The following is a 20,706-nucleotide window of genomic DNA, read 5'->3' on the forward strand; positions in this document are numbered from 1 at the left end:
GGGATGGCGGTTCTTTACAAATACAAACTCACAACCATTTTCGAACACTGGCCAAATGAAGAATTTGTAGTAGCAGAAACGGAAGGAAAAGCAAGATTCCTATATTGGCAAAAGTTCAGAACAAAGTTTCTAACGATGCCAATGGTTGAATTCATGAAGTTTGTAAAGTGCGAGAACGAAGGCGTTTTTGACATCAAGCGTATGTACAGTGCGGAAAAAGCTTTCAAGAAAATGCAGAATTACCGCAACCTACACTTTGCTTACATGGGTATGCGAGTAAACGTAGCTGGCATGTGGGGTACGATCGTTGGAAACTGGAAAACTAATTTGTTCGTTTTGTTCGATGGGGAACTTGAGAAGCATAACTGCCACCCTCATTGGGAAATTGCTTATTACGATGATGAGGGGAATGTGGTTCGAAGCTACCAGAAGGGAGAGTATGCGGTATAAGTAAAAAAGGACGAGCAGTGGTACCTGCCGTCCTTTATAGGAGAAAAATTATTCTGGATTAGAACTACGAATAACCAGAAAACGCGCTTTAAAACAGTGTTGTCAAAGATGTAATAATCTATGCAACAAAAAAGCTTAGTCGGAATTCAAAACACCAAATGGCTTGCATTGGTAACAGGCTCAAAAGTAGTATATGTAAAATGAAAAATTCCATACAAAAAGCAGACAACAAATTTGGTTGTCTGCCAGTGAGTCGAATGGATTAGCTAATTGTGATAAATTGCATTCCCATTACGAGAAGAGTGAAGCTGCTAGTTCAAACAGCTTGTTGGTATTATTTTCGATATTAAAAAAAATATACAGGAAAAGCAGATAAGTTAAGAACCTACCTGCTTCTGCTGTAACAAAAGAAAGAAGTATTAGCCGTGGATACGGCGGCTTGAAAATAGTATGTATTTTTATTGAAAAAATATTCAAGGGGTGAAGAAACATGGAATGTTTGATAAATGGTGTTTATGAAATCACTTTACTGATCAGTGAAGCGAAAGGGGAAAGAAAATAATGAATATCGCAAAATTAAGTGGATTACAAAAGATACTTGATAATCGGATTATTAAGCAACATGGCTTAGAAGATCAAAACTTAGTTAGTAATTTAATTTTGGCGCTTCAAGTAGAAATCGCTGAATTAGCAAATGAAACACGCTGTTTTAAACATTGGAGTAATAAAGGACCAAGTGATAGAGAAACCATTCTGACAGAGTTTGTGGATGGATTACATTTTATTTTAAGTATTAGTAATCAGTTGGATGTCACAATAGAATTTCGTTGCGAAGATGAAACGGAAAAAACAATGGTTGGAACATTTAACAAGCTATTTTATTACGTAGGAGAAATGTGGGATACAGCACACAATTATTCAGGCAGTAAATTGCAAATAGCAGATGATGTTGAAATAGTTTTTAATTTGTTTATGGAATTAGGAACAAAACACCTCGGCTTTACTCATGAAGAAATTGAGCAAGCATATCTGGAAAAAAACAAAGTAAATCATCAACGTCAGGATGATGGATATTGAGTAAGTACAACAATAAGAAAGTTGAGTTAGATGGTCGTGAGTTTGATTCAGAAGCTGAGTCTAAATATTATGAGTTGTTAAAAGAACGGCAAGCTGCAGGGGAAATTCAGTCAATTGAATTCCAACCAGCGTTTGTATTACAACCAGGCTTTAAAAAGAATGGCAAACGATTTGATGCAATTACATATAAGGCAGACTTCATGATCTATTTGCCAAATGGTGATGTAGAAGTCATTGATGTAAAAGGTGTAGAAACGGACACTTTTAATATTAAAAAGAAAATGTTTGAGTATAAATTTCCGCACTTGTCACTTGTTCTAATTGGATATAAAACAAGGCAAAAGAACAAAAAGCCAATTTATCATTTTATGTATCTTGATGAGCTGAAGAAAATGCGTAGGGAAGCAAAAAAGCTAAAAAGCAAAAAAATAAGCTAAATAAAGGGAGCGGATTATATGTCATACATCGAATTCAAACCAACTTTAAAGAAAGTAAATCTTAAAGCGGATGGTAAGAAAGAAATTGTGTTGGAAGTATCAGATTTATCGTTAAAAGGTAAATTGGATGCTTTATCTGATCTGATTGATACAAAAGTGTTAATTGCATTGGAGTCCATGCAAGTTAGTTTTAATGTAACAATTAACACGAAAACAAACGAGCCTGTAACGCAGTATGAAGTTGATGATAAAGGTATCGTGCAAGAGGTGAAACCATCATTTGAGCAGTTAGAAGCTGACTTTGATATCCCTGAAGAAAAGATTCAAACTCGCGAAGAGAAAGAACAAGCGGATCGTGAAATCGTTGATGAGTTCATTACAAGTGGCTTAGCACCAAGCTTTGATGGAATGCCAAATAAAATGCCTGAAATCGTGAAACGCCGTCTGGAAGGTGAGTCTTACTTGAAGCTTGCGAATGAACTTAATATGTCATCAGGACAAATTATTGAGGTGATTGATGAGTACCGCAAGCGTGTCGCTCCATTAGCGATTAAATGGCACGAATGGAAAGAGAAGCAGCCTGATGTAGCAGAGCAGCCAAAGGCAGAAGAGAAACCGAAGGAAGAAACAGAGACAGAAGAAACGGTTGTAATGGAAGAAGAACAGGTGCAAGAAAAAGAATCGCAATCTTCTGAAGAAAGTGAACCTGCAGATGAGGATAAGCCTTTCGATGAAAAATTAGAAGACTAATAAAAGTAGGTTGGTAGTATGAAAAGTTCGTTGTACTACCTGCCTTTCAATCTCATATGGGGTGATGGATTGAACAAAACTGAAAAACGTAAGGTCCGACTTAGGATTTTAAATATACAGGATGACCAGTGCAAAGGCTGTACGAAGGTTCCGAAATACAGTAATACGAGCACGAACCATAAAACTTCTTGGTGCGCTGAGAATTGTGAAATCGGTAAAAAACTAAAAACATTAGGCGAAAGCCTACTTGAGGGGAGAACGGAACATATGGCTGAACAAAGAAATTGGGATCAAATATGTGCGACTGCTGAAAAATTACGTGCTTCTGATGAAAAGAAATGGACTTGGGGGAAAATCGGAGCAGAGTTTGGAGTAACAGAAGGTAATTTGTATTATCACGTTTCTAAAAGACGTGAAGCAAACAGAACGCCTAATAAGCGTGTAGGCGTATCGAAGAAACCTCATAATACAAAACCATCACCACAACCTCAAAACGTTGAGGAAACGAAAATTGAACCGCCAGAATTAAAACCAGTAGTTATTGAGCATATCGAGAAAGTAGAAACGCTAGATGTTTCTTGGAAAGAGCGATTAAATGGCATTCTTGATGAAAAAGATGTACTGCAAAAAGAGTTACGTGAAGTATCAAAAATGTATGAGGAATTAAAAGGTATAAAAGAAAAATTAGCGCAAGATTTATTCGCAGAAACAAAATTACGATTTGAAACGGAAGATGCATTAAGGTTATCACAAAATCAGCTCCAATCTCGTGATGAGGATTACAACACATTACTTAACGAATTTAATGCGATTACGGAAAAGAACCATGAACTAGAGCATGACCTACGAAAAATGCATATCCAAGTTGGTGCTGCAAATGAAACAGCAGAGATGGAAAGAAAGCATCGTATTGAGCTGCAAGGAAAAACACAAGCGCTTGGTATGGCGCTCAAAGTAGTTTTGTAGGTGAACGGTATGAAACTGACAAAAGAAGAACGAAAAGAGATCACATACCAAATTGGTGACATTATCGACCAGAAATGCAGACGTTGTTATTATAATCGCTCATCCAACGAAAGTTTTAGTGTTAATGAATGTAAAGCATGCCCGACTGGTGATAAATTACGCCAGTTGGGTAGGTATTTTGATACACAACCAAAAAAGAACGGTGGGCCAAGAAAGAGAATTCCAGTTGGATTAACACCTGAAATCGTAAGAGGTTTAAATAAACAGGGAATTCCAGATAAGGAAATCAGCATTATGTATGATCGCAGCTTTACCTATGTTGGAAAGCTTAAAAAGAAGTGGGAAAGTGAAGGGAAATGGAAAGGGCCTACCAATATGAGAGAAATCAAAAGGGGTGGAGCGAATGCCTGAAATAGTTGATGTGAAAGCCATGTCGGATGATGAGTTTGTGAAGAAATATAAAAAGCTAGTTTATAATTTCGTTTGGCGAAAATACGGTTCAAATTTAGAATCGATTAAAAGTAATACGGGATTAGAAATAGAGGATTTAATTCAATGTGGCATGATTGGGTTACTTAAAGCAAGAGAAGACTTTAATCCAGCATATGGATGCAAATTCTCCACTTTAGCGATTCCGAAAATGCATGGAGAAACTACCAGGGCAATTATAGCTAATCAAAAAGTGAAGATTGCAAGAGAAATATTTTACTTGAAAGGTAGAATTATTAGAGGGAAATTAACAGAAGAAAAACCAGAGATCATCAGTCAAAAATTAGGCGTATCTGTTGAGGATGTAGAAGAAGCTTTGCAATATCAACAAATTCCAAGTTCTTTAAATGAATTAGCATTTTCAACAGGAAGTGGAGATACCGATTTAACACTTGAACAGATGCTAATTGATGAACGTTCAGAGAATGAAACTGAGAAAGTTGAACATGCAATAATAGTTGGTTCTTTTGTTCAGACATTACCAGATCGAGAAATGATTGTATGGGATATGTATTCAAATCATATGTCTCAAGAAAGTATTGGGAAGAAAGTTGGAGTTACTCAAACTCAAATTAGTCGGATTTTAAAACAGATCAATCAAAGAGCTGCAGCTTTTGGGAAAGCTCAGGGAGTTGCAAAGTAGTACCAATTTTGAATCTTATACAGAAAGGTGGAGTTATATTATGTTTTGGTTAGGATGCTTTCTAGGATTCATTGTAGGTTCAATGGTTACATGTACGCTAATGTACTTTGGTTTTAGAGCTGAAGAAAACAAAAAAGCAGCTATGCAAAGAAGAATGTTAGATGAATCAGTAAAGAAGGAAATGGAGCAACTGAAAGAAATGAAAAATGATGAAATGAAAGCTCAATAAAATCTCTATCTGATTGGAGGAATCAACATGATTTATGAAGTGATTGAGTATTGCAGTCAGTGTGATAGAAATATAGAGAATTGTGATTGCTGTTGCAATAAGTGCGATGAGTGGCTACACGAATGCGAGTGTAAACAAAATAAAAAGTCCTAGTTTAAAATGCTAGGACTCAAGTCAGTAAAGTTGTTGCAATTGTCGATTCCATATTACTGACTGTTAGGAACTTTCATAGTATAACTAATTATTAATTATAAGTATATATAAATTTTTAAAAATTCTACGAAATCGTTATTTGAGTAGAAAACGAGGTGAGAGGATGAGTCTTACTTTTATAGACTTATTTGCAGGAATTGGCGGTTTTAGAATGGGCATGGAACAGGCAGGACATAAGTGCCTTGGATATGTAGAATGGGACAAGTTTGCTAGGAAATCATACGAAGCAATTCATAATACAAAAGGAGAGTGGACGGCACATGACATTACAACCGTTACAGACAACGATCTTCGATTATTTAGAGGAACAGTCGATGTTATCTGTGGAGGATTCCCTTGCCAAGCCTTTAGTATCGCTGGAAAACGATTGGGATTCGCAGAAACTAGAGGAACTTTGTTCTTTGAAATTGCTAGATTCGCCAAAGAAATCCAACCACAATATTTACTCCTTGAGAACGTCAAAGGCCTACTCAATCACGACGGGGGGAACACATTTAGAACAATCCTCACCACGCTTGATGAATTGGGGTATGATGCGGAATGGCAAGTACTTAACAGCAAAGATATTGGACCAAATCCAGTCCCGCAAAACCGCGAGAGGGTGTTTATTGTTGGACATTCTCGAAGACACAGTAGACGAGAAGTATTTCCTATCGGAAACAGCTACAGAGAGGTTAGTGATGTACAAGGACAACAAGCATACGCCAATACACTCACAACAAGAACAGGACAAGCAAACGGGACAGGATCGTATATTCTTGAACGTGAACAGCATGACGAAAAAGTGAATGTTGTAGGTATGCTTGATATTAAGGGGAAAGATCAAATAAGAAGAGTTTATGGAACAGAAGGGCTTTCTCCTTGTCTTACTACAATGCAAGGTGGTGGGCAAGAACCGAAGATCATTCAATATAACATCGAAATGCCTGTGACAGTTAGGAAGTATGAAGTTGATATAGATGGTCTAAAACGATTATTAAAAAAATCTAAGGTTAGTAGTGGGAAAAGCATTAAACAAATTGCTGATGAATTAGAAGTAAAAAAGACAACTGTAGAACATTGGTTTAGAGGTGATCAGTGTTTTTCTATTCCTGATGCAGATATATGGTTCAAATTAAAAAAAGTATTAAATATAGAAAATAATACATTCGATGCAAGTATTACTGAGTTTATTGAGAAACCAAATGAATATGAAAAGGCTGGGCGGGTTTATCATGTGGATGGACTAGCACCAACATTAACGAGTACATCAGCAGATGAGAAAATTATTCAACCTGTAAACAAAGTGAATGAATGTAAATTGGCTGGAATGTTGGATTTAAAGGGATATAATGATTTTTCCCGTAGAGTTTACGATCCTAATGGAATTGCAAGAACACTAATGGCAGGTGGAGGTAATTTAAACGATAAAGCAGGTCAGTATTTAGTAGATTGCAATCCATATAGAATTCGTAGATTAACACCAAGAGAATGTTGGAGATTACAAGGATTCCCTGATTGGGCGTTTAATAAGGCTGCTGAAGTAAATTCTAATAGTCAGCTTTATAAACAGGCAGGAAACTCAGTGACTGTGCCAGTCATTTATGAAATAGCAAAGAGATTGGTATAAAAGAGCAGATAGCAAAAGCTAACTGCTCCAATCATGGAATATGGATCGAAATGGGTTGTCTACAGTATTGACGTAATATTAAGTTTTATTCAAGGGAGAGAAGGAAATGAGCGCTGAACACGAAAAGTCACGATCCATATACAGATATCCTGATGGTGGAGTAATAAGGCTGGAATACAAGAAAAGGGGTAAAAGTCTAGGCTATGCAAAGCATCCGAGATACAGGTTGTATTATAAAGGGAAAAGAAAAATGATTGGAAGCTCCAGCTTACTTACTATTCAAGATGCAATCCGTATTGGTAAAACAAAGAAATATGAAATTGAGAATTCGATAGAATAATTTTTTGATAAATAAGTAGATCGAGCGGAGGGGAACCGTATCGTATGAATCAACCTTCTAGATATGTAAATGAAAAGGAAATACGGCCTTTCGTGATAGAAGAGTTACGAGATTACCGTGTGCTGAAAGTGAAATTTAAAAATATTCAAGAACGGACGGAATTTGGAGCAGAATTGATGTTTCCAGAGCTTAGAAAGAGTACGCAGGATGAAATAAGATACAAACAATTGAAAAGGGCATTTGAAGAAGCGCTGGATGAAGATGAGCAAAGGGTGCTGGAAGCAAAATATATGAGCGGTAAAGAGTTGAATAATGATTACCTGGCTATTACTTTAGGTATGAAAGAAGGTAAGTTTTATCGGAAAAGGAAGTCAGGAATTATCAATTTTGCAAGAGCGTTAAACATGATATAAAAATGAAAGTTTTGGGGTACCATTCAGGGCAGTATTTTGGGCAGTGAATTGGGTACCTTTTTACATTGGAATCAGAGGTACGATATTCCTACAGTTAATTGTTCTTCGAAAAGAGCATAATGTGGGGATAACGTATCTATGCGCTCATAATCAATGATCATAGCCCCTTTATCAAAACGTTACCGGAGAACGGGCATGGGCGGTAAGAATCCGCAAAAAGGACGAAAAGACCAATTACATTTATACTTTCAGCCACGGTACATAAATGCCGTGGCTTTTATGTTTCTTATTGAGCCTGGTATATTTGCTAGGTTGATTGGTGACATAATACATCTCTTTATATATTTTAATCCATAAATTTAGTATAATGTATAGAATCGAGATTATAGAAAGAGGGGGATTAAATGAATCCACAGACGACATTGGAAGCTGCAAAAATCGCTGCAGAAACAGCTGCAAAAAATGCTCAAATGACTTCGCTAATGGCACTTATTACCGCTATAGTTTCACTGGCGGGTGTAGCGTTTGCTAGTTATATGTCATATAAAACAGCAAGAAGTACCAATGATATTACAGAGAGTCTAGGAACACAAAATCTTGAAGCTTTGAAACAAAAACGATACATCGATGCAATTAGTACTGAGAGGGTAAAATGGATAAATACTATGAGGGATAATTTTAGTGCGTTCGTCAAGAATGTAAACCTTCAAGTAAGTGATATTAGAAATTTAACAAGTGAAGAACATAAAATGGAGAATGTATACCGTCAAATGAGTGGTGTTAGCGAATTAAAAAGTGAACAACGTAAAGTTGTTGAAGAAAAAATGATTGAAAGACTTAACGAGATGATGTACATAGGTAATCATATCTATTTCTTATTAAACCCTACTGAGCCTATTTGTATAGAGATTAGAAAACTGCAGGTTCAAATTGTTAAATCCTTGGAGAGATTTAATGGTACTGAATTTAATTATGCGTGGATGACAGATGCAATAGATGACTTAGGTTTTTTCTATCAAGTAGTACTTAAATCCGAATGGAAAAGAGTCAAAGAAGAAAATAAAACAGGCGAAGAAATTGATGATGTTACTATGAATAATATTTATATAGGTGTAGCAGAAAAGCTAGATAAAGATGTTTATAACAAGTATTTTAATCAATCGGAAAGTTAAGGCGTTCATTTAGAGTGCTTTTTCTTTTGCGCTTCTTACCGAATTAAGTATGGATCCGCTAGTTTCAAAAGAAGTATAAATTTTTATATATAATTATAATGGAAATGAGATTTATAATGGGATAAAATGGTTTGGTAATTACTTTGTGGAAGGAGAGCTTCATTTGACCAGTATAACCCCAGGAGAATCAGCAATCGTAGTTGCCTTTATAACAAGCATTAGCACCTTAATTGTTATGTATTTTAATAATAAAAAACAAGATAATCGTTGGTATGCGGAATTTTTCTTGAAAATGAAGGTAGAAGCTTTAAATGATTTTCGTCAAAAATCAGCAGTAGCAATGAAAAGTATGGAATATTTTTGCTCTGAAAAAGGCAATTTTGAATTGCTGAAAACCTTAAATTTGAAAGAAAAGGACCCACATCATCAACCGCCAAAGCGAGATTACACTACAGTGTATATAACTGAAGAATCAAAAAATAGATTTATCAATTTAACTAATGAAAAAGCGAGATTATTAGAAGAAGATTTTTTGGAATTAGATAAATCCTATAAAGTAATAGCAATATATTTAATTAAAGAAGAGAAAGAAATATTAGAGAAGTTTATTGAAGAAATGCGGAGATATGAACATTTTATATCAGGGAATATAAAAAACTTTGGAAATGGTGAAGATATTCGTTTGTTGGAGAATTTTATTCATTATTCAGCTACTGTTTATAAAGAAGGCTATCAGAAATTAAAGGTATATGAAAATGAAGCAGATAATGTTCTATTTAAACATTTACTACCTGGAAAAGTAAAGGGATTAGTAAATTGATTATTAAAAAGCAACCAGATGGTTGCTTTTTAATTTGTACAAAACAAATCCGAACGTGAGGTGGCAGGTGAAATGTAAATGGCGAGACAGCGTAGTCCAGACCGTGATAAAGCATTCGAAATATACAAAGCAAGTAATGGTGAGAAGCCACTTGTTGAGATTGCAAAGGAATTAAACTTAAAGCCATCTCAAATTAGAAAGTGGAAATCACAAGATAAATGGGACGAACAATTAAAAGGTAACGTTACTATTGCGAAAAGGAGCGTTACTAATGTTAAAAATCCCAAGACAAAAGCCAAGTTAAAAAAGATGCTAGATGATAAAGAGCTGACTGAACAAGAACGGCTCTTTTGTTTGTATTACGTAAAGTATTTTAACGGTACGCAAGCTGCATTGAAAGCTGGTTATGCCAAAAGTAGCGCGCATGTAACGAGTAGCCGGTTACTGAGAAGAGAACGTGTAGCATCGTACATTCGTGAGATTAAAGGTGAAATGGTAGAGAATATATTTGTGGAAGCGATGGATGTATTGAATGAGTACATTAAGATTGCTTTTGCGGATATTACGAATTACGTAACCTTTGGACAAAGAGAAGTAGAAGTTATGGGGCCGTTTGGACCTGTAAAAGATGAAGACGGAAAACCAGTTATGAGAACCATTAGTTATGTTGATTTTAATGAATCTGATATGGTTGATGGCTCTATCATTGCGGAAGTAAAAAAGGGCAAAGAAGGCGTGTCTATCAAGCTTGCTGACAAGATGAGAGCACTTGATAAACTGGCGTTGTACTTCGATTTAGTGCCTGATAACTTCAAACGGAAAATTGAAGAAGAGCGTCACAAGATGGAAAAAGAGATGCATGATGCGCAGATAAAGAAAGCTAACGCTGAGACAGAAAAGCTATCCGGAAAAGGAAAGAATGAACCAATCGAGATTAAAATCACCAGAAAGAGTGAGCGATCATGATTGTTGAAAAAGAAGTGAATCCTCGTTTTGAAGACTTTCTGTTCGATTGGAATCATAAAAATTACTTTCTTGTTGGCGGTTATGGATCATCTAAAAGTTATCATGTCGCGTTAAAAATCGTTTTAAAGCTATTGGAAGAGAAGCGCAAATGTCTTGTGATACGTGAAGTATACGAGACCATTAAAGAGAGCTGCTTCGCTCTTTTTGTAGATATCATTGAAGATTTAGGCTTATCGGATTCCATTCGACCAACTGAATCACCAATGAAAATCAAATTCCTAAACGGAAGTGTAATCATTTTCCGCGGTATGGATAAGCCAGAAAAAATAAAATCTGTTCATAATGTATCAATGGTGTGGCTAGAAGAAGCATCAGAAATCAAATATGAGGGCTTTAAAGAAGTGAAGAAACGTATGCGTCATCCATCGTTAAAACTACACATGATTCTCTCAACAAACCCTGTTAGTGTCGATAACTGGGTCTTTTTGCATTTCTTTAAGGATGAAGCGAATGAGCGAATTGTGTTAGATGATGAGGATCTTTACGAGAAACAAACGGTTGTTGTAAAGGATACGTATTACCATCACAGTACAGCGGATGATAATTTATTCTTACCTCAATCCTACATCGATGAATTGGATGAAACGAAAGAATATGATCCAGACCTGCACCGCGTTGCGAGATACGGTAAATTTGGTGTGAATGGTGTGAAAGTATTACCGCAGTTCGAAATGATGGACGCTGAAAAGATGGATGAAATCATAAAGAACCAGCGCAAATTGATGCTCCGCGTTGGAATGGACTTCGGTTTTGAAACATCATATAACGCTGTGGTACGTATGGCGATTGACCATGAGAAAAAGTACCTTTACTTGTATTGGGAGTACTACAAAAATAAGCAGACTGATCCACAAACTGCAAAAGATTTAATCGAATTTAAAGAATCAGGTGAACAGATTAAAGCGGATAGTGCAGAGCCGAAAACAATCGCGTACTTCAGGCAAAAAGGATTTGAAATGAGCGGTGCTAAGAAATTCCAAGGCTCACGATTAGCAAATACCAAGAAGGTAAAGCGATTTAAGAAAATATTCTGCTCCACTGCTTGCCCGAATATGAAACGAGAACTCAAGAATTTAACATATAAAAAAGATAAAAACGGAAACATCATCTTGGATGAATTTAATATAGATCCACATACTTTTTCTGCTATCTGGTATGGCTTAGATGGTTATGAAGTATCTGACTTGAAAGAGCTGAGTCATGCTAGTGCATTTGAACGTGTATTCTAGGAGGTGCGTTATGTTTGAACGCTTAAAAGAGTGGTTCCGCACCCTTTTTAAACGAAAAGGAGGTGTGAGTGTGAAGGAGAATTATACAGAAAAGCTAAAGCAAAAAGATTGGGAATTGCTGAATGAAATATTAAAAGAGCACGATAAACTTTTGTTGGATGTTGAAAAAAGGCAGAAGGTATTTGATGGTGACTTTGATATTTTAGAGCGTAAACCGAAACGAGCAGATGATCCAAACCATCGAATTGTAGTAAATTACTCCAAGCTTATTTGTGGTATGCCTACTTCATACATGCTAGGGAAACCAGTAAGTTATGATGTACCAGATACGGTCATTGAAAAGGGAGTAAGTAAAGAAGTAGTTGAACAATTTAGGGATGAATTAAAGTATGTGCTAGAAGAAAATGATGACCATGCAATTGATTATTTGAATACGAAACGCGGATTGATTGCAGGTGCTGCGACAGTTCTTTTTTATTTTGATGCGATGGGTGAGATTAAATACAAATCCTATCTAATTAATGAGTGCTTCCCCGTATTTGACCACAAAGGGGACATACTTGCTGCTATTCATCGTTACAAAACCAAAGTTGGCGATGAAGAAATTGAGCATGTGGAAGTATACGATGATGTGACAGTTACGTATTTAATCAATGAGAACGGTACGTTTAAACTGAATAGTGATTATGATGTGAATCCAATGCCACATTCAATCCCGGTTGTACCTGCTGCATATTTTCAAAACGGTGAGTTCGCTAAACCAAGGGGTGGAATGGTTCAGTATGGTCCGAGTAATTTATCGGATGATATTATTTCACAACTTGAAGAATTAGCACGCTTGATATCGGATAACTCAAATCGATTAGACGTATTCTGTGATCCGTATTTATTGTTCAATGGGGTTAAAGTTGCTCCGGAAGAAGGAATGAAAATGCGTCAGGCTCGTGCAATTAGTATAAAAGGAGAACCAGGAGAACCAGTCGATGCGAAATATCTAATTGCTGATATGAAGAATGAGCCGATTGAATGGCAAGCGAAAACAATGATTGATTCAATCTTTGAAACCTCTCAACTACCTAAAATATATAAGCAGGAAGCGCTTGGAGATTTATCCGGCGTTGCAATAGAGCAATTATACGCCCCACTTGATTTACAGGTGAATGAAAAAGAAATATACCTGCTACGATACATTAGACGTAAGTTCATGATTATTACTTTAATGCTCAATGCACAGAAATTAATTGAGAGTGGTAATAAAAATCCAGCAGAAGCGTTAAAAGAAACATTGAACCCGCGAAATGAGAATAACAATTTATACAATCATAAGTGGATCTGGTGGGAAATTCATCGTAATAAACCACAAAACGTGAAAGAAATTATAGAAATGCTTAATAAGTTGGAAGGTCGATTATCTAACTTTACATTACTTCAGCAGAATCCGCTTGTTGAGGATGTTCAAGAAGAACAGAGTCGATTGGAACAAGAAGCAGCAGAGAGGAAATCCGTTGACTTGAAGAACATCGATAACCACATCAAAAACCGTGATAAACGCATGCAGAAGAGCGACAAAACGGATGATGAATTATGAATCATGAAGAATTAAAAAAGCTTCAGGAAATGGCAATAGAACAGCAGAGAAAGCTCATTCGTTTTAAGGATGAGCGTATTCGTGTGCTGCTTGAAGTATATGCAGAGTTCTTACAAGACATCGAAAAAGAACTATCGTACCTATATACAAAAACAAGTTTAGGTTCTCCTGAAGATGCATGGGATTGGGACGAAATCAGGAGAGGAAAAGATTTAGAAGCAATCCTAAAGCAGATGGAAATGAGTATCGATCGTATGAATGGAGAAGTAACGGGCGTAATTACTAACTCTATAAAAACGGTCGGTGTTGTTGATTATGCATTTGCTTCTTACATCGCTGCTGCTCATATACAAGGTTATATTATTGTTCCTCCTGTAATACCAGAACGCGCTATCAAGACACTGTTAGAAAAGGATTGGGGTCACGGTCACTTCTCGGACAATTTATGGGGGCAAACAGAGAACTTTAAGGAACATTTACGCACAACATTGGTCAATTCCATGCAACGTGGTGAAAGCTTCCGTACTACTGCAATTAAATTGCAAGAGCAAATCGGTCAAGAAGCATATAAGAGCGAACGTCTTGTACGTTCTGAAATTATTACTGCCAGTAATGAAGCGAAGAAAGAATACATGGTTGATTTTGATAAGCGTAGTAATGAATTAGATATGGAATTACTCAAAGCAATGAAGGTACTGGAAACATTGGATAATAGAACGTGTAAAAAATGCCAAGCGATGGATGCGAAAGAGTTCTCTGTAGAAGAAGCGAAGAGCGTTCCAGCTACGGAACATCCAAATTGCAGGAGAACGTTTGTAGCAGTTATACGAGGTTTTGATAATTCAAATCGTAAACGTGCCGCGAGAGATTTGAAAACCGGAAAAACATATCGTACGAATGCGAAGAATTATGAAGAATATGCAAAAGAACAAGGTATAGATACTGCTGCTGATTATAGTAAGCAGCACAAGAAACAGGAGAGTGAAGAGTGATGAAATCATTATATAAATTACGTTTAAACTTACAATACTTTTCGGACCCGAATCCGCCAGTTGATCCACCACAAGACCCACCACCAACAGATCCGCCTAATGACCCACCTGTGACATATACGCAGGAGCAACTGGATACACAGATTACTGATGCGAAAAAGGCAACAGAAACGCAAGTGAAAGCTGATTTTTATAAGAAATTAGGTGTTGAGTCGTTTAAAGATTTACAAGATAAATTAGGAGCTTCAAGAACGAAAGAAGAAGCTGATGCAGTATTACGTACTACTAACGAAACGTTGTCATCAGAAAACGGCAGCTTAAAAACAGAACTAGCATTTGTAAAAGCTGCCACTTCATATAAACCACATGATGCTGATATCCTATTCGCTACGGTGAAACCATTATTACAAACGGATCCTGATAGTGGAGAGATTACGAACATGAAAGAAGTACTTGAGCAAGTGAAGACAGATAAACCATTTTTATTTATGAGTGAAGAGTCAACAGGTGGCGGTCAAGGAGGTGGTGGTCAACAAAGACCAGGAAGTACTGCACCAGGCGGTGGAACTCCACCTGCATCTAAAACAGACTACGATTTAGGGGCAGAATTAGCGAAGAAACGTAGTCAAAAAAATTAAGGAGTGAAGCGAATTGAATCTATATCCACGTAAAGATACAGTTGTTTCTGGTAAAGAAATTCTGCGTGATGTAGTTGGTTTAAAAACAATTACAGTAACGTTAGATTTCACTGCATTTACGGCTGGTATTATTCCTGCCGGCACATCATTAATCTTTGATGCAACAACAAAGAAAACACGTCCATTTGATAAAACAAAGGATGCTGCATCTAATGAGCAAGTTTCGTTATTGCTCCGTGATATTCGCATCGATACAAACGATGTACAAGCAGTAGGGCTTGTTGGCGGCTATGTAAAAGAATCAAAATGTCCTGCGATTTTACCAGAGTTCAAAGCAAAAGCAAAAATGCTTGATATCAGATAAGGAGAGTGAAGCTGAATGAGTATCTTACAATTAGATGAATTTAAACGCGAAACCTTAATTGGTTATGTAGAGAATTTAACAATACCATTTGAATCGAAAACATTACCATTCTTACCTCGTGATAAGGATGTATACGGACTTACATTTGCATACGACATTTTTAAAAAGAACAGTAATGTCGCAGCGAACTTAGTGGAATTTGGTACACCTGCACCGTTACGTGACAAACAAGGCTTAGAGCGTGCAGTTGGTGAAGTTGCGAAGCTTTCACATCGTTACCGTTTTGATCAAAAAGACCAATTAACAATCATGAACACAAAATTTGATAAAGAGCGTCAACAAGTTATTGATCGTGCTTTTAATCATATCGATAACTTAAAGCTTGGTGTGGAAGAGACAGAAGAATACTTACGTTCGTCTGTATTATACAAAGGTAACATTAAATATGATTTAGATGGATTCTCGTTAGATCTAAAGTTTGATGTACCGAAAGCATTCGCTGCAACGAAAAAATGGAGTGATCCAGAGACATCCAATCCAATTAAAGACCTTGTGGATTGGATTGAGAAATTCAAGAAAGCAAACGCAGGTCGCCGTCCATTAGCAATTCATATGTCTAACTCGGCTTACCTTGATATTCTGCAAGCAAAATCAACTATTGGGAATATCAAAGGGGTAGCAGGTGGTATGGTAACACCGGATGAACTAGCAACGTATTTATCACGTTGGAACATCCCGCCTATTACAACAAATGATTTAGAAATCACGTTTGAAGATGGGAAGACAGAACGTTATTTACCAGAGCGCCGCGTTGTATTCCTTGGTATTGAGGGTAAGACTACATTAGGTTCAACTGTTCAAGGTCCTACAGTTGAAAAACAAGGACAACCAGGAGTATATGTTAAGCCTTGGAGAGAACAGAATACAGAAAATGAATTCATCGAAATCGGAAAAGCTGCATTCCCTGAGCTTTCATATCCATCAGGCGTAATGCAAATCGATGTGTGATGAAGAGCTTACTTACAGCAGATGAAGCGAAAAGCCTATTTGCTGAACTAAATAACGTGAGTGATCTGGAAGCCGCTTTGTTACGAGCTTCTATTTTTGTGCGCTCAAAAGTGAAGAAAATAAATGAGCAAGTCCCTGATGATATCAAACTTGCCATCTGTTATCTTGTGAAAGACGAGAAAGAACCGCAACAGGTGAAGAGTATTGAGCGTTCTGATTACAAAGAAACATTTGCTGATAAAGGTACATCTTATCGTGGCCTTGCAATGGATCTACTTGAGCCATATATGCAAACAGGGAACGAATCAGGGGTGTTTTTCTTTTGAGTAGATATGAATCGATACTTTTTCACCGAATGACGGTTTCTCGTATTGTTTCTGATGGGAGTGAGTACGACAGTAAGCAGGAGTTGAAAGCAATTGCTACTGATCAGCCGTGCGCTCTTGTTAAGAAAAACCAAAGCAAAGTGAATGAAGTAATGGGTAGAGTCGAAATTGACAATGTAGTCTTCATTCACACGCTTTATCCTGGTATAAAAGCAGGAGATACAATCGATGTATACGATCCGAAGACGAAATATGTTTTAGGACGTTATATCGCTTCACATCCATATCCAGTATTTGACCGAGAAGGCATTCATCATTTTGAGATTGACCTAAAAGGTGAGGTGACGGTATGAGTGGCGGTATGGAAGGTGGATTTGTTCTCGAAGGATTCGATGAATGGATGCATCAAATGAAAAGCGTTATTCAAGGCAGATTGCCGAGAATGCTTGAGTTATGGGCCGAAGCATTAGCGCTACAATTAATGTCAATGGTGGCAGAGAAAACGCCAGTTGATAAAGGAGCATTACGAAACTCTTTCTTGTCTGCTGGTGCAGGTGCAAATGGTGACGGTTCTGTTTTCTTGAAAGTGGGTATGGGAGAAGGAATTGAAATCATTGTTGGTTCAAATATGGAGTACGCTGAGTACGTGGAAGCAGGTCATCGTACAAGACGTAGTGGGATGAGCCGAGAAGCTGCCAAAGAAGTGGGGAAATGGGTGGAAGGTGCTCATATGCTCGAGGACTCTTGGCATGAATTTGAGCCGGAAGCATTACGCTGGCTTGAAGACAGAGTGGGAGAGATTATGAATGAACTTGGTTTCGTGTGATTTAACTAGTGTACTAAAATTCATTCAAACTACCACTGGCATAAAAGGATATACGACAAGAAGGAGGCAGGAAACAGAGCCTCCTTTTTTCTATTTACAAACGCCAGTCGGTAAACCGTATCAGGATTCAGTAGGGTTTCATCGTTATCGACCACTGATCCACGGTACATTGTTCCTGGATAAAGAAACACCAGAAACACAAGCACTGCAATTTCAAGTGAAGTTGCAAGCTGCATTAATGGGATGCAAATATGACATTTCATTAGTAGATGAGAATTTCAAACAAACAAAAGGCCGTTTGGAGGATGTTGAGTTTGAAGCAAAGCAAGCTGATGTTGATGTGTGGACCTTCACTGTAAAAGGAGAACGCTTCGTGGAGCTTGTTGAACAACATGAAATCCTGCGTAAAGTTCATAACAATATCAGATTAAACGAGAAGTGAGGTGGCTGTAATGGCAAGTAAAGAAGAAAAACAAGCTGTTCCTGTTGTTCTTTATCCGGTAAAAGAGGTAGTGGAGAAAGCAGAAGAGTTATTTCATGTTCCAAATTATGTTGCTGGTGCTGCGCTTTCTGATTTAGAAGAAGTAGATGTGAATACAGCGCAAAAGAAAATTACTGCATTTTTAAATAGAGAGGTGAAGTAGCATGGCTAAACCGTTTAAAGATGGGAAGCACGAACTAGAAACAGGCTTTTATTCTTATGCAGAGCTTACTGTAAAAGGCGCAGTTGATAATACGGCTCGTGGTACATTAATCATGCCAATTAAAGCGGATTGGGGTCCTGAGAATGTAATGGTCGAATTAAATTCATTCGATGATAATCCATTCTTTGGACAAACAGCACATTTAGTGGATTTAGCACGTAAAACAAAGCTAAAAACATTAAAAGTCATGCGTTTAGCAACTGCTAGTGCGAAAAAGGCAACAGTTGCACTGGATACAGTGAATGTTACTGCGAAGTATGCAGGTACTCGCGGAAATGGTTTTAAAGTAACTGTTCGTCCACAGTTAGGTGAAGCAGGAGTAAAACAATTGATTCTAACTGAAGGTACGATTGAGTTAGATCGAGTTAGCTTTGCTACGATCGATGAGCTAATTACGAAAACAAAGTTCAGTTCCTATATCACCATTTCAAAAATTGATGGGAAAACAGAAACAACAGTTGGAGATGCGAATAATATCCCTCTTGTTGGTGGTAATAGTGGTGAGGTAGTAAAAACAGAAAACTACAGTGACTTTTTAAATCTAGCAAAAGCAGAAGTGTTTGACGGGATTGTATTTGATGGCATAACAGATGCAGCATTAAATACAATGTTAGTACAATTCGTTCAAACTTCTCGTGTATCTGGTCGTTTAATCACAGGTTATACAGCTGGTGAAGGTTCGACAGATATTGATTATTACGGTATCGCGAACTGCGTACAAAAAGCAAAAATTGATGAGCGTTTATATACGCCACAAGAAGTTGCAGTATACATGGCTGCAGCTCTTTTATCATGCCCACTTAATGAGAGTGTGGCACAGAAAGCAACGCCGTTTACTTGGGTTGAGAAGCTTTCTGTTGAGGAAACAAAAGGGCGTATTGCAACCGGAAATCTAGTGTTCTTCCAAGAGGGGCAGAAAGTGCGTTTCAATACACCAGTTAATACCATGACGACACTGAAAAACCTTGATGCAGTAATTGGTATGTCGGAAGAGTCTGATCCGGCTGCTACCATTCGCACACTGCAAAAGGTGAAGGTCGTACTTGGGATTGATTATATTACGAATGCTGAAGAAGTTATTTTTAATCGATACATTTCAAAAGCAAATACACAAGCGAAACGTGTAGCTGCTGCACAGGCGATTAAGGATGAATTATTAGAACCATTGGCACAAAAAGAAGTAATTGAATTAGGCTCATTTAATTGCTATGAAGATCCACGCCACACGCAAGACCTTGGAAAACCAGTGTACAAAGATGAATCGTTCTTTATCACCGAGTACACAATCGTTGATGCGATTGAAAAAGTGTACAACAAAAACAAGGTATCCTAAGGAGGTCTGCTAGATGTCTTTGTATGATAACAATTTACCAGTAGTTGATCCTAGAAATATTACTCGTGGGAAATACGGAGCTGTATACGATGATAAAGGAGAGCAATGGGTAGGGGTTTCGGAATTCGAAGGGAAAATTAAATTTGATAAAAAGAAAGTGGAACGTGCGAATGCTTTCTTAGATGGAAATAGAATTATGGGTGGTAATGGTTCAGGGAAAATGAAAATGTATCACACTGAAGATGCGAAAGCCTTAGCAATACGAATTTTAAAAAATCCAGATCAAACCTTCACAATAATTGGAGATTATCATGATCCTGATGAAATGGCGCAAGGAGCAAATATGAAAGTTGCCTTTAAAGGTGTGAGCTTTGATGAGGTAACTTTACTAGGCTTTAAAGTAAAAGACTTAGTCGATGATGATTTTCCGTTTACGTTTGATGATTTTGAAATTATTGAGTAAAGAGAGGGATAACCTCTCTTTTTTCTTTGCACATAAAATAACGCGTGAAAAACGCTAGGAGGAATACTTATTATGACTGAAATTAATGGTGGTTTAGCAAAAGTTCAATACGCAAGTTTAGATGATTTATTTGCAGTTAATACAGATGATCGTGTTCGTGGTGACATAACAGTACAAACAATTGATGGTAAATATCTTAAATTACCTATGAAGTCTGTAGATGCTGAAGTAGAACAAAAAATTCGTAAAACATCTACAACAAAAATCCCTCAAAAGAAAGGTATGCCACCTCTAGAGCAAATGAATGAAGCGAAATACAATGCTTTAATGATTGCTGCAGCTACAGATGAAACAAAAACGAATATTAATTGGAGTTCACCAGAGTTACAGAAAAAAGTGGGGGCAGCTGTACCAAACCCTGAATTCATCGTACCGAAAATTTTATCTTTAGGCGGTATTGTAAAAGCGACACAATTTATTGTTGAATTATCCGGCTTAGGTCAAGATTCAATGGAAGAAGAAATTGATGCAGTAAAAAACTAATTAAAACCGACCCTATGGCTTCATGGGCCCACAGGCTTTTTCAACAAAAGGATATCGA

Annotated in this window: 28 protein-coding genes and 1 pseudogene; all 29 read left to right on the plus strand. The window is 37.1% G+C overall.

All coding sequences use genetic code 11. From position 1 onward, the window contains the following. Positions 1-3: 3 nt before the first annotated feature. Entirely contained in the window at positions 4-450 is a 447-nt protein-coding gene (locus ACUXEY_RS16210) for an MFS transporter (RefSeq protein ID WP_461301101.1), read from the plus strand. A gap of 561 nt (positions 451-1,011) precedes the next feature. After that, the gene (locus tag ACUXEY_RS16215) at positions 1,012-1,527 is read left to right on the plus strand and encodes a dUTP diphosphatase (RefSeq protein WP_461301102.1); all 516 of its coding nucleotides are present in this window, start codon (positions 1,012-1,014) and stop codon (positions 1,525-1,527) included. Then, positions 1,524-1,964, plus strand: coding sequence for a DUF1064 domain-containing protein (locus tag ACUXEY_RS16220; protein ID WP_461301103.1), 441 nt, complete (start codon positions 1,524-1,526; stop codon positions 1,962-1,964). The genes ACUXEY_RS16215 and ACUXEY_RS16220 overlap by 4 nt, the downstream gene beginning before the upstream one ends. 18 nt (positions 1,965-1,982) lie before the next feature. Beyond that, positions 1,983-2,714, plus strand: coding sequence for a 2-methylcitrate dehydratase (locus ACUXEY_RS16225; RefSeq protein ID WP_461301104.1), 732 nt, complete (start codon positions 1,983-1,985; stop codon positions 2,712-2,714). Positions 2,715-2,732: 18 nt separating this feature from the next. Next, positions 2,733-2,948 (plus strand): annotated as a pseudogene (locus ACUXEY_RS16230) (hypothetical protein); the annotation flags it as partial. Positions 2,949-2,981: 33 nt separating this feature from the next. Next, positions 2,982-3,680 carry a hypothetical protein gene (locus ACUXEY_RS16235; RefSeq protein ID WP_461301171.1) on the plus strand — a complete coding sequence of 233 codons (699 nt, stop codon included), beginning with the start codon at positions 2,982-2,984 and terminating at the stop codon, positions 3,678-3,680. 9 nt (positions 3,681-3,689) lie between these two features. Then, entirely contained in the window at positions 3,690-4,091 is a 402-nt protein-coding gene (locus ACUXEY_RS16240) for a hypothetical protein (protein ID WP_461301105.1), read from the plus strand. Next, positions 4,084-4,812, plus strand: coding sequence for a sigma-70 family RNA polymerase sigma factor (locus tag ACUXEY_RS16245; RefSeq protein ID WP_461301106.1), 729 nt, complete (start codon positions 4,084-4,086; stop codon positions 4,810-4,812). Before ACUXEY_RS16240 ends, ACUXEY_RS16245 begins: the two co-directional genes overlap by 8 nt. Positions 4,813-4,852: 40 nt before the next feature. Continuing rightward, positions 4,853-5,041: a hypothetical protein gene (locus tag ACUXEY_RS16250; protein WP_461301178.1), complete on the plus strand. Its 189-nt coding sequence runs from the start codon at positions 4,853-4,855 to the stop codon at positions 5,039-5,041. A gap of 316 nt (positions 5,042-5,357) precedes the next feature. Continuing rightward, positions 5,358-6,863 carry a DNA (cytosine-5-)-methyltransferase gene (gene dcm, locus ACUXEY_RS16255; protein ID WP_461301107.1) on the plus strand — a complete coding sequence of 502 codons (1,506 nt, stop codon included), beginning with the start codon at positions 5,358-5,360 and terminating at the stop codon, positions 6,861-6,863. Between the two features lie 106 nt (positions 6,864-6,969). Then, positions 6,970-7,203, plus strand: coding sequence for a hypothetical protein (locus ACUXEY_RS16260; RefSeq protein ID WP_461301108.1), 234 nt, complete (start codon positions 6,970-6,972; stop codon positions 7,201-7,203). A 44-nt stretch (positions 7,204-7,247) separates the two neighbouring features. Beyond that, positions 7,248-7,616: an ArpU family phage packaging/lysis transcriptional regulator gene (locus tag ACUXEY_RS16265; protein ID WP_461301109.1), complete on the plus strand. Its 369-nt coding sequence runs from the start codon at positions 7,248-7,250 to the stop codon at positions 7,614-7,616. A 404-nt stretch (positions 7,617-8,020) separates the two neighbouring features. Beyond that, entirely contained in the window at positions 8,021-8,788 is a 768-nt protein-coding gene (locus ACUXEY_RS16270; protein ID WP_461301110.1) for a hypothetical protein, read from the plus strand. Between the two features lie 163 nt (positions 8,789-8,951). Further along, complete coding sequence (locus ACUXEY_RS16275; RefSeq protein WP_461301111.1) at positions 8,952-9,608, plus strand: hypothetical protein; 657 nt, start codon at positions 8,952-8,954, stop codon at positions 9,606-9,608. A gap of 78 nt (positions 9,609-9,686) precedes the next feature. Next, the gene (locus ACUXEY_RS16280) at positions 9,687-10,574 is read left to right on the plus strand and encodes a terminase small subunit (RefSeq protein ID WP_461301112.1); all 888 of its coding nucleotides are present in this window, start codon (positions 9,687-9,689) and stop codon (positions 10,572-10,574) included. Next, complete coding sequence (locus ACUXEY_RS16285) at positions 10,574-11,863, plus strand: PBSX family phage terminase large subunit (RefSeq protein WP_461301172.1); 1,290 nt, start codon at positions 10,574-10,576, stop codon at positions 11,861-11,863. Before ACUXEY_RS16280 ends, ACUXEY_RS16285 begins: the two co-directional genes overlap by 1 nt. Before the next feature lie 10 nt (positions 11,864-11,873). Then, complete coding sequence (locus ACUXEY_RS16290) at positions 11,874-13,451, plus strand: phage portal protein (protein ID WP_461301113.1); 1,578 nt, start codon at positions 11,874-11,876, stop codon at positions 13,449-13,451. Beyond that, the gene (locus tag ACUXEY_RS16295) at positions 13,448-14,443 is read left to right on the plus strand and encodes a phage minor head protein (RefSeq protein WP_461301114.1); all 996 of its coding nucleotides are present in this window, start codon (positions 13,448-13,450) and stop codon (positions 14,441-14,443) included. Before ACUXEY_RS16290 ends, ACUXEY_RS16295 begins: the two co-directional genes overlap by 4 nt. Continuing rightward, positions 14,443-15,081 carry a phage scaffolding protein gene (locus ACUXEY_RS16300; protein ID WP_461301173.1) on the plus strand — a complete coding sequence of 213 codons (639 nt, stop codon included), beginning with the start codon at positions 14,443-14,445 and terminating at the stop codon, positions 15,079-15,081. The genes ACUXEY_RS16295 and ACUXEY_RS16300 overlap by 1 nt, the downstream gene beginning before the upstream one ends. A gap of 13 nt (positions 15,082-15,094) precedes the next feature. Further along, positions 15,095-15,445 carry a hypothetical protein gene (locus ACUXEY_RS16305; RefSeq protein ID WP_461301115.1) on the plus strand — a complete coding sequence of 117 codons (351 nt, stop codon included), beginning with the start codon at positions 15,095-15,097 and terminating at the stop codon, positions 15,443-15,445. A gap of 15 nt (positions 15,446-15,460) precedes the next feature. Next, positions 15,461-16,453, plus strand: coding sequence for a major capsid protein (locus tag ACUXEY_RS16310; protein WP_461301116.1), 993 nt, complete (start codon positions 15,461-15,463; stop codon positions 16,451-16,453). Then, positions 16,453-16,779 carry a hypothetical protein gene (locus ACUXEY_RS16315; protein ID WP_461301117.1) on the plus strand — a complete coding sequence of 109 codons (327 nt, stop codon included), beginning with the start codon at positions 16,453-16,455 and terminating at the stop codon, positions 16,777-16,779. Before ACUXEY_RS16310 ends, ACUXEY_RS16315 begins: the two co-directional genes overlap by 1 nt. Further along, entirely contained in the window at positions 16,776-17,132 is a 357-nt protein-coding gene (locus ACUXEY_RS16320; RefSeq protein ID WP_098115272.1) for a hypothetical protein, read from the plus strand. Before ACUXEY_RS16315 ends, ACUXEY_RS16320 begins: the two co-directional genes overlap by 4 nt. Continuing rightward, the gene (locus ACUXEY_RS16325; protein WP_461301118.1) at positions 17,129-17,605 is read left to right on the plus strand and encodes an HK97 gp10 family phage protein; all 477 of its coding nucleotides are present in this window, start codon (positions 17,129-17,131) and stop codon (positions 17,603-17,605) included. The genes ACUXEY_RS16320 and ACUXEY_RS16325 overlap by 4 nt, the downstream gene beginning before the upstream one ends. Next, a complete protein-coding gene (locus tag ACUXEY_RS16330; protein WP_461301119.1) occupies positions 17,586-18,047 on the plus strand; it encodes a hypothetical protein in 462 nt (153 codons plus the stop codon). Before ACUXEY_RS16325 ends, ACUXEY_RS16330 begins: the two co-directional genes overlap by 20 nt. A 10-nt stretch (positions 18,048-18,057) precedes the next feature. Next, positions 18,058-18,249 (plus strand): hypothetical protein, encoded by a 192-nt coding sequence (locus tag ACUXEY_RS16335; protein ID WP_461301120.1) that lies wholly within the window; start codon positions 18,058-18,060, stop codon positions 18,247-18,249. 1 nt (position 18,250) lies between these two features. Then, the gene (locus tag ACUXEY_RS16340) at positions 18,251-19,642 is read left to right on the plus strand and encodes a phage tail sheath N-terminal beta-sandwich domain-containing protein (RefSeq protein WP_461301121.1); all 1,392 of its coding nucleotides are present in this window, start codon (positions 18,251-18,253) and stop codon (positions 19,640-19,642) included. A gap of 13 nt (positions 19,643-19,655) precedes the next feature. Continuing rightward, complete coding sequence (locus tag ACUXEY_RS16345) at positions 19,656-20,105, plus strand: phage tail tube protein (RefSeq protein WP_098155882.1); 450 nt, start codon at positions 19,656-19,658, stop codon at positions 20,103-20,105. Positions 20,106-20,177: 72 nt separating this feature from the next. Continuing rightward, on the plus strand, positions 20,178-20,648 hold the full coding sequence (locus ACUXEY_RS16350; protein ID WP_044792330.1) for a phage tail assembly chaperone: 471 nt from the start codon (positions 20,178-20,180) through the stop codon (positions 20,646-20,648). Positions 20,649-20,706: the final 58 nt, after the last annotated feature.

The sequence above is a fragment of the Bacillus sp. F9_6S_D1_P_5 genome, from assembly GCF_054823925.1.

Coding starts and splice junctions, on each gene's coding strand:
- ACUXEY_RS16210 (WP_461301101.1), top strand. CDS start 4: ATGGCGGTTCTTTACAAATACAAACTCACAACCATTTTCGAACACTGG.
- ACUXEY_RS16215 (WP_461301102.1), top strand. CDS start 1,012: ATGAATATCGCAAAATTAAGTGGATTACAAAAGATACTTGATAATCGG.
- ACUXEY_RS16225 (WP_461301104.1), top strand. CDS start 1,983: ATGTCATACATCGAATTCAAACCAACTTTAAAGAAAGTAAATCTTAAA.
- ACUXEY_RS16235 (WP_461301171.1), top strand. CDS start 2,982: ATGGCTGAACAAAGAAATTGGGATCAAATATGTGCGACTGCTGAAAAA.
- ACUXEY_RS16240 (WP_461301105.1), top strand. CDS start 3,690: ATGAAACTGACAAAAGAAGAACGAAAAGAGATCACATACCAAATTGGT.
- ACUXEY_RS16245 (WP_461301106.1), top strand. CDS start 4,084: ATGCCTGAAATAGTTGATGTGAAAGCCATGTCGGATGATGAGTTTGTG.
- ACUXEY_RS16250 (WP_461301178.1), top strand. CDS start 4,853: ATGTTTTGGTTAGGATGCTTTCTAGGATTCATTGTAGGTTCAATGGTT.
- dcm (WP_461301107.1), top strand. CDS start 5,358: ATGAGTCTTACTTTTATAGACTTATTTGCAGGAATTGGCGGTTTTAGA.
- ACUXEY_RS16260 (WP_461301108.1), top strand. CDS start 6,970: ATGAGCGCTGAACACGAAAAGTCACGATCCATATACAGATATCCTGAT.
- ACUXEY_RS16265 (WP_461301109.1), top strand. CDS start 7,248: ATGAATCAACCTTCTAGATATGTAAATGAAAAGGAAATACGGCCTTTC.
- ACUXEY_RS16270 (WP_461301110.1), top strand. CDS start 8,021: ATGAATCCACAGACGACATTGGAAGCTGCAAAAATCGCTGCAGAAACA.
- ACUXEY_RS16280 (WP_461301112.1), top strand. CDS start 9,687: ATGGCGAGACAGCGTAGTCCAGACCGTGATAAAGCATTCGAAATATAC.
- ACUXEY_RS16290 (WP_461301113.1), top strand. CDS start 11,874: ATGTTTGAACGCTTAAAAGAGTGGTTCCGCACCCTTTTTAAACGAAAA.
- ACUXEY_RS16295 (WP_461301114.1), top strand. CDS start 13,448: ATGAATCATGAAGAATTAAAAAAGCTTCAGGAAATGGCAATAGAACAG.
- ACUXEY_RS16300 (WP_461301173.1), top strand. CDS start 14,443: ATGAAATCATTATATAAATTACGTTTAAACTTACAATACTTTTCGGAC.
- ACUXEY_RS16310 (WP_461301116.1), top strand. CDS start 15,461: ATGAGTATCTTACAATTAGATGAATTTAAACGCGAAACCTTAATTGGT.
- ACUXEY_RS16315 (WP_461301117.1), top strand. CDS start 16,453: ATGAAGAGCTTACTTACAGCAGATGAAGCGAAAAGCCTATTTGCTGAA.
- ACUXEY_RS16325 (WP_461301118.1), top strand. CDS start 17,129: ATGAGTGGCGGTATGGAAGGTGGATTTGTTCTCGAAGGATTCGATGAA.
- ACUXEY_RS16330 (WP_461301119.1), top strand. CDS start 17,586: ATGAACTTGGTTTCGTGTGATTTAACTAGTGTACTAAAATTCATTCAA.
- ACUXEY_RS16335 (WP_461301120.1), top strand. CDS start 18,058: ATGGCAAGTAAAGAAGAAAAACAAGCTGTTCCTGTTGTTCTTTATCCG.
- ACUXEY_RS16340 (WP_461301121.1), top strand. CDS start 18,251: ATGGCTAAACCGTTTAAAGATGGGAAGCACGAACTAGAAACAGGCTTT.
- ACUXEY_RS16345 (WP_098155882.1), top strand. CDS start 19,656: ATGTCTTTGTATGATAACAATTTACCAGTAGTTGATCCTAGAAATATT.
- ACUXEY_RS16350 (WP_044792330.1), top strand. CDS start 20,178: ATGACTGAAATTAATGGTGGTTTAGCAAAAGTTCAATACGCAAGTTTA.